Origin of the sequence: Novosphingobium sp. B-7 (assembly GCF_000410615.1) — a bacterium.
GTDB classification, from domain to species: Bacteria; Pseudomonadota; Alphaproteobacteria; order Sphingomonadales; family Sphingomonadaceae; genus Novosphingobium; species Novosphingobium capsulatum.
In genome coordinates this window covers 7,388-14,398 of sequence record NZ_KE148485.1, presented here as the reverse complement: position 1 = coordinate 14,398, position 7,011 = coordinate 7,388, and the positions used below count along the sequence as shown (strand labels likewise).

General features: G+C 63.1%; 11 protein-coding genes. 4 read left to right on the top strand and 7 right to left on the bottom strand.

Annotation, left to right across the window (positions count from 1 at the left end):
• Positions 1 to 138: 138 nt before the first annotated feature.
• Positions 139 to 465: an IS66 family insertion sequence element accessory protein TnpB gene (gene tnpB / locus H926_RS0121200; RefSeq protein ID WP_202804785.1), complete on the bottom strand. Its 327-nt coding sequence runs from the start codon at positions 463 to 465 to the stop codon at positions 139 to 141.
• A 26-nt stretch (positions 466 to 491) separates the two neighbouring features.
• Entirely contained in the window at positions 492 to 938 is a 447-nt protein-coding gene (locus tag H926_RS31220) for a transposase (protein WP_022678041.1), read from the bottom strand.
• A 246-nt stretch (positions 939 to 1,184) separates the two neighbouring features.
• Here H926_RS31220 and H926_RS0121190 point away from each other — a divergent pair, with 246 nt between their 5' ends.
• On the top strand, positions 1,185 to 1,574 hold the full coding sequence (locus tag H926_RS0121190; protein ID WP_022678040.1) for a hypothetical protein: 390 nt from the start codon (positions 1,185 to 1,187) through the stop codon (positions 1,572 to 1,574).
• Between the two features lie 51 nt (positions 1,575 to 1,625).
• Here H926_RS0121190 and H926_RS0121185 read toward each other — a convergent pair whose 3' ends face one another.
• From H926_RS0121185 to H926_RS0121175, 3 genes are all read right to left on the bottom strand, one after another.
• Positions 1,626 to 3,263: an IS66 family transposase gene (locus H926_RS0121185; protein ID WP_022678039.1), complete on the bottom strand. Its 1,638-nt coding sequence runs from the start codon at positions 3,261 to 3,263 to the stop codon at positions 1,626 to 1,628.
• 66 nt (positions 3,264 to 3,329) lie between these two features.
• Positions 3,330 to 3,683, bottom strand: coding sequence for an IS66 family insertion sequence element accessory protein TnpB (gene tnpB / locus H926_RS0121180; protein WP_022678038.1), 354 nt, complete (start codon positions 3,681 to 3,683; stop codon positions 3,330 to 3,332).
• Positions 3,680 to 4,123, bottom strand: coding sequence for a transposase (locus H926_RS0121175; RefSeq protein WP_022678037.1), 444 nt, complete (start codon positions 4,121 to 4,123; stop codon positions 3,680 to 3,682). Before H926_RS0121175 ends, tnpB (H926_RS0121180) begins: the two co-directional genes overlap by 4 nt.
• A 256-nt stretch (positions 4,124 to 4,379) precedes the next feature.
• Between H926_RS0121175 and H926_RS29625 the strand changes: the two genes are divergently transcribed.
• The 3 genes from H926_RS29625 to H926_RS0121155 all read left to right on the top strand — a co-directional run bounded on the left by H926_RS29625 (position 4,380) and on the right by H926_RS0121155 (position 6,125).
• Positions 4,380 to 4,640: a hypothetical protein gene (locus tag H926_RS29625; protein WP_148291847.1), complete on the top strand. Its 261-nt coding sequence runs from the start codon at positions 4,380 to 4,382 to the stop codon at positions 4,638 to 4,640.
• A 408-nt stretch (positions 4,641 to 5,048) separates the two neighbouring features.
• The gene (locus tag H926_RS29620; RefSeq protein ID WP_022678035.1) at positions 5,049 to 5,633 is read left to right on the top strand and encodes a hypothetical protein; all 585 of its coding nucleotides are present in this window, start codon (positions 5,049 to 5,051) and stop codon (positions 5,631 to 5,633) included.
• Between the two features lie 282 nt (positions 5,634 to 5,915).
• Entirely contained in the window at positions 5,916 to 6,125 is a 210-nt protein-coding gene (locus H926_RS0121155) for an AlpA family transcriptional regulator (RefSeq protein ID WP_022678034.1), read from the top strand.
• 55 nt (positions 6,126 to 6,180) lie between these two features.
• Here H926_RS0121155 and H926_RS0121150 read toward each other — a convergent pair whose 3' ends face one another.
• Together H926_RS0121150 and H926_RS29615 are read right to left on the bottom strand one after the other, a co-directional pair.
• Positions 6,181 to 6,456, bottom strand: coding sequence for a sigma factor-like helix-turn-helix DNA-binding protein (locus tag H926_RS0121150; RefSeq protein ID WP_022678033.1), 276 nt, complete (start codon positions 6,454 to 6,456; stop codon positions 6,181 to 6,183).
• On the bottom strand, positions 6,453 to 7,011 hold a 559-nt coding region (locus H926_RS29615), incomplete at its 5' end, for an ArdC family protein (protein WP_022678032.1). The genes H926_RS29615 and H926_RS0121150, both read right to left, overlap by 4 nt.

Below are 7,011 nucleotides of genomic sequence, written 5' to 3'. Positions count from 1 at the left end.
TCGGCCTCGCCCTTGGCGACCATCACGTCGGCCAGCTTGCGGGACTGCTCGAGCGCGAACGCGCGAAGCGCTTCGATGTCTTCGGGCAGGTCCGCTTCCACCAGCATGAAGGCAGTGAATCAGCGGAAGAACCCTGCGTCAACCAGCAATCTGCGGGGCCATGGGCTTGCGTCCGCCGTGCACCCGGCGCCAATCTAGACCTTCGAGCAAAGCCCCCAATTGTGCGGAAGTCAGCCGCATCACGCCGTCCTGGATCGCCGGCCACTTGAAGCCGCCGGACTCCAGCTTCTTGGCCATCAGGCACAGCCCGGTGCCGTCCCACCAGACCAGTTTGACCCGGTCTGACCGCTTGGCCCGGAACACGTAGATCACACCAGAAAAAGGATCGCCGCCATATTCAGCGCCCACCAGCGCGGCCAAAGCGTCGGGTCCCTTGCGGAAGTCTACCGGACGCGTTGCCACCATCACGCGCGCGCCAGGCCCAATCCCGATCATGGGCGGCCTTCAGCCTTGGCACCCCGCAGCGCATTTATGACAGCCACGGCCAGATCAGTTCGCACGTCCTGCCCGATCCGGACGAGGGCGCTGGCAATCTCGATCTCTACCATCCCATCGGCTGACGTACACGCTGGTGCCGGCGCCTTTTCCAGAACCGGTACGAACATGGGATCCGGGTGCGGCGGCAACTGGCGGGCCTCAACCGCATAACGCAATTCGCGCCGCCATGTGTAGAGGAGCGACGTGCTGACATCGCGCTCCCGCGAAAACGCGGCAATGTTGCCACTGCGCTCCATCTCCGGAACCAGCGCCAGCTTCTCTTCCAGCGTCCAGGTCCGGCGCCGGCCGGTCATCCCCTTCAAAACCTCAAGACGCCGGACCGGCTTCAGAGCCGCTCCAGCATCCGTGTCCAGTGTGCTCGTTGGCGTTGCGTCATCCATCCATACCCAACTGCAACACCCAAAAATCTGCGCAAGGTGGGGTCAAAACGGCGCTTACGCTGTGCCTGTTTCCGCCGCCGGGTCACTTGGAGCGTAAGCGTCCGCTCTGGGGCGTTGGCGTTAGAAAAATCCCGATAGCGGACATCAGTGATGGAGTCGCTTTCCGTTGACGTGATCTAAGGGGACAGTGCAGGAGTTTATAGACAAGAACTTTGAGGTGGAGCGCGGAGTAATGGGGATTTTCACATGACTGAGTTTCCTATGAATACCCGCCTATTCCGAGATGGTATGGATTTCGAGCGCTTTTACGCGAAAAACATTGGAGAGTTCGGAGACGAGTGGTTCAGCATGCTCTCATTCGCGGGCGCACCAGTCGATGACGATATCCAATACGCGGACTGCATGACCCAATTGCTGGGGAGCTTTGAGGGACGCCTATTGAAGCTGTTCGGTGGCTTAAATGCCATCCGCGGCCAGATTGATGATGAGGCTCGACAGGAGCTTTCAATGGGCATCTGCAAGCTTTTCTACCTTCATAAAGTCTCGGATTTTGACGCATACACCAAAGTAATCCACCAACTCGATGAGATGTTGCGCGCGGCCGGACGTCGGAATACGACCGCAAACGATCAATGAAAATTCTAAAATCCAATAACTTCTTGTCCGCTTCCTTCCCAAAATTCGCGCTTACGCCTGCAGAGTGGCGTTATTCCACGGCAGCAGTTCGTCGATCCGGTTGATGGGATGTCCCTTGCCGACGCGGTCGAGCACGTTGGCCAGCCACTCCTGCGGATTGACGCCATTGAGCGTGGCTGTTTCCAGCAGGGAATACATGGCGGCAGCGCGCTCACCGCCGCAGTCGGCACCGGCGAAAAGCCAATTTTTGCGGCCCAGACATATCCCTCGCAGCGCATTCTCCGCCGGGTTGTTGTCGATCTCCAGCCTGCCGTCCTCGGTGTAGGCCAGTAATTGGGGCTTGAGCTTCACGGCATAGCGCAGGGCCTCGGCCAGCGGTGAGCGAGCCGATACCTTGGACAGCACATCTTCGGCCCATGCAAAGAAGCCCAGCGCTTTGGCTTTGGAAACCGCGCGGGCTTGCTGCCGTTCTTCCGCCGGCACAGCGTCGATCTGGCGCTCGATGGCGTAAAGATCGCGGATCATGTCCAGCCCTTGGCTGGCCGCCGAATGCTCATCCGCCTTGAATACGTCATGCAGCTTGCGCCTTGCATGCGCCCAGCAAGCGACAGGCGTGATCCGCCCCGGCTCACGATCCGGCGCATAGAGCCGCTCGAAACCGGCATAGGCATCGGCCTGCAGGAAGCCCGCGAATGTCTTGAGGTGTTCGCGTGGTCGCTCGCCCTTGCGATCAGGGCTGTAGCGAAACAGCGCTGCCGGTCTGTCCGACGCGGCCCATCGTCGATTGTCGCGCAGATAGACCCACAGCCTGCCGGTGGCGGTCTTCCCGGTCCCCGGCGCCAGCACCGGAACGGGCGTGTCGTCGGCGTGGAGTTTGGCGCTGGCCATCACGTGATCGGCGATCCTGTCGACCAGAGGTTGCAGCAGCCAGCTTGCCTGCCCAAGCCAGTCGGCCATCGTCGAACGGCTGATCTCCACACCTTCGCGGGCATAGATCTGCGATTGGCGGTACAGCGGCAAATGGTCGGCGAACTTCGAGACGATGACATGGGCGAGCAGGCCGGGGCCAGCACGGCCACGCGGCACAGGAAGCCCCGGAGCCGGGGCCTGGCTGATGGCGTCGCAGCGATTGCAGGACAGCTTGGGCCGAACATGGCGCGTGACACGAAACCGCCCCGGGACATATTCCAGCACCTCGGTCACGTCCTCGCCCAGCTTGCCCATCGTGCCGCCACAGGCCGAGCAGCCGTCGGCATCCGGCGCGGCGTGCATGATCTCGTCGCGAGGCAGATGGTCGGGCAGCGGCGCTCGGCGCGGCTTGCGTGGGGTAGCCTTGGTGGGCGCATCATCGGGCACGCCGCCTTCGACCACGCACTCGGCATGGGCATGCTCGGCCTCGAGGTCTGCCAGCGTCAGTTCAAGCTGATCGGCTTGCTCCGCAAGGCGCTCGGGGGATTGGCCGAACTTCATGCGCCGAAGACGGGCCAACTGAACCTTGAACTTCTCGATCTGCAGCGCGGTCAGCAGAATCGAATTTTGCGCCGCTTCCAGCTTCGCGCGGGTCTCGTCATGGGCGGTTCTCTCGGCGGCAAGTGCTTGCTCTGACGCCATCGCGCGCGCCAGCATGGCGGCGGCAAAAGCGCGCAATTCTGCGGGATCAACAGGCAGTTCGAGATCGTCGGGAGACACGCTTCCCGCTAGCAGAATCCGCTCCTTCGACCAAGCCAAAAGCACGGAATTACGCCAATTATCGCTTCAAAGTTGGGCAGGTGTGCGGGGCGGTTCGGGAGCCACCGTGCGCCGCCAATCCATCGCCTCGATCAGCAAGGCGAACTGCGCCGGGGTCAGCACAACGCCGCCCTCAATCAAGGGTGGCCACACGAAACGGCTGCGCTCCAGACGCTTGGCGAACAGGCAAAGCCCGCTGCCATCCCAGTACAGCGCCTTCAGGTAATTGCCGCTCTTGCTGCGAAACAGGAAAACATGACCGCCGTAGGGCTCGACCGCGAACAAGGGGCGCACCAGCGCGGCAAGCCCATCAAAGCCGAGCCGCATGCTGACCGGCTTGCTCGCCAGATAGACCTCGGTGCCCGGCGCCAGCGAGATCATGCGACATCCCGCAAGGCGCGCAGCACACGCGCCAGCGCCTTCTCATTGACGTAGCTGTCCACCGACAGGCGGATGCCGCTGGGCAGATCGACGTCGATTGTACCGGGGCGGGCACCGGGATGTGGGCGGGTCAGTTCCTCGGCGGCGGTGTGCTGGGCAGGCGCTGGCTGTGGTGCCATCGGCGTGGGGGCAAGCGCTTGGCCTGTCGGTTCAGCCACCGAACCATAGGCGATGAACTGCAGCGGTTCGCTGGCAAGCTTCTCCGCTTCCCGGCGCATCCGCCGCCAGCCATGGATCAGCCCCGGCGACATCCCCAATCGCTTGGCCACGCCCACAATCGTAGCCTTGGGCTCGTCACACATCGCCAGAACCGCTGCGCGCTCCTCATCCGAATACCGACGGCGGCGCTCCACCCCGGTGATGATCTCAACCCTGTCCAACGCACTCTCCTTACGCAGTGCGAATGGACACGGCGTAAGGCGCGCTCATCGCGATGGCGTATCAACCTGGCAACACGACCGACGCCGGACGCTTACCTTGGAGCTGTCTCGCTGCAAGCGGCCCGCCTCGGCCAATGGATGATGACATCCGAACAAGGCTCGAGCGTCGGCTTTTGTCGATCGCGGTCACACAGGTAGTGCGTTGGGAATGCCGGCTTGGTCCCAGACTTGAACCATGCGGATGAAAAGCCGTTCGATGCGCGAAATCAACGCGGTGGCTATTCCTCACCCAGCCCGCCGCGCAGCCTCCTCCAATTGGGCGATGGCGTTCCGAACAGATGGCATGGACGAGACAACTTCCGCCGTCATCCTCTGCGTTATAGAGCACGCGCCGCAATGCATCCGGCACGATCTGGATGCCAAAGACGAGGCCATTCGCACCCGTGCTGAAGTAACCCTGGCGGCGATGATTGTCGGTATGCTGCGCGAAGGGTCGGGTGAGGCGGGCACGGCCTAAAGCCGCCCCCCCCGCATCGGGGCCTTCATGATGTATCGTCGGCGCTGGATCGGCCGCGCCGGAACCTTCTGAACATCCTCGCCCGAGAGCTGAAGGCGCGCGCGCCACTTTTCCATAATTCACGCAAAAACTTGGCGCACGTATTCGCGTCTGGTATCGTGGGATCGCGCTGCGCAAAAGGCGGCGCCGGGACTGGTAATCCCGCACACGAAGCGAACTCGGAAAACACGGTTTTCCGGGGTGCTGTCGCGCATGTCCAAACCTTCGGGTTAAAGGCGGCGGCGCATGACGTGTGCATGTTACCAGCTCCGGCGGCTCCCGCGCGCAAGCGTGCGGGAGCTCGGGGTCAGTCCGCGTGATGACCTGAGGCCTTCCGCTCCCCGCTTCTGACGCGGACCGGAGGTACACATGGAAACGATCGTTCCTGCTACTTCATCAAATCTTAGCGCCCCCGCGCTGGGCGCCGCCATCATCACTTTGCCAAGTGAAAATTCCGAACTCGGCGCACTATGGCGGCGCTACGATGCTCGGCCCGTTCGGCTCCTGCGCACGCGGGAAGGCCGTGCACTCAGCCTGGACCGCTATCAGCGCGCGGGCGAGTTTATGGGATCGCTGGCCTCACCGATGACCGATGACACCACCTATCTGTTCTACTCGGCCGGAATCGTCGCGCAGCTGGCGATGTCGTCGCACCTGCTCGACGTGGGTTTCCCCGACACGTGGTGTGCAAAATACATCAGCCTCCATGTCGATCGTTCCCTGGCCTACGCCAACGCCACTGGCTTCGGCTACGAGGACACGGACACCCAGCGGCTGATGGATGTGCTCTCGCCCTACTGGAAATGGAATGACCTCAGTCGGGCGCACGGCATCAAGCCTGACACCGGAGGCTATGCCGCCGAGCAGGTTCGCGACATCATTACCGCGCTGGTGGACCATGTCGCCGAGGTGACCGGGCACGGCCGACGCAAGCAGCGCCGGGCGCCGTCCTGATCGGTATCGCCGCGCTAGACTGATTCGCGCGGCAATATCGTTTGCGAGCAATTGATCGCGCGATGCCACTGACCTTGGCGGTTTTGCCAGCCGCGCAGCCCCTGCGCGCAAAACTTTTTTTGGTGTTCGTCGAGGTCGCGCCGGTGCGCTTCGGTATACCGACCCGCGTGCTCGCGGCAGATGCAGTATTTCCTGGATTCACAGGCGCTTGCGCTTTTCCCGCAACGCCCCAATTCTGCTCGTGGCCGGCCAATCCAACCCATCAAACAGGAAGGATGTGCCATGAATACCGCCTCCCCCAATTCCTTCGTGCGTCTGCCCCAAGTGCTCAAGGAAACCGGGCTCTCGCGCGCGACGCTCTATCGCAAGGTCCACAACGGGACCTTCCCCAAGCAGTCGCGCATTGCCACGCGCTGCGTGGGCTGGCGCCGCAGCGCGCTCGACCAGTGGTTGCAGAACCCCATGTTCTACTCCGTCGACGATTTCACCTGATGGTTTCCGCACAACGGTGCCGCCCGATGGCGAGCCATCGGGCGGCCTGAATTTTTCACCACGGCCACCAGCGCTGCCACCAGTGCCCATAGACCGCGCGGGTCAGGATGGAGAGGGCCTTGGCCAGTTCGGCCTGCACCTGATCGGCACTGATGCCATGACGCTCGGCCAGTTCGGCATAGCTGGCGCCTTCGAAGCGCACGGCTGCGAAGATCGCCCGCTGGCGCTTGGTCATGCGGCGCAGGCCGCGCTGGCCCCGCCGCCAGAACGCGCGCGGCGATAGGGTTGGCAGGACAGGCGTACCCCATTCGGGCGGGAGGGGCGAGCTCATGGCCGGTCCTCCCCCCAGGCCAGCAGGAAGTCAGCCGCCTTGCTGGCAGCACTGGCGGCGCGGAAGATCGCCTTCTCGTCGGCGCGCAGTACTTCGAGCCAAGCCCCGATGTAATCAGAATGCCGCACGGTCGGAACAATGCCCAGCGCCGCACAGGCAAAGGCACTGGCCAATTCCGCCACAAGTTCCTCCTTTGCGTAGGACGCAGAGCCGAACTTGCCGGTCTGGTCTCGGTCCAGCCGGCTCGGGTGGCCGGTTGAATGGCCAAGTTCGTGGAGGGCCGTGCGGAACCAGTTGATCGGCTCGAGGAACGCAGCCTGGGGCGGCACCTGCACCACGTCATGGGGAGGCGAATAGAACGCTTCCCCGCCACCGATGCGGAAGGTCACCCCGCTTCCCTGGATCACGCGATCAGCGCCGGCAATCGCCAGCTCGGGCGCAATCGGTGCCACGGGCTGCACCATCTCGTCGGGCAAGACCTCGCACTGGTCGAGGTTGAACACGGTAAAGCGCTTGAGAAAGGCCACCGTGCGCGGATCGCGGTCCTCGTCCCGC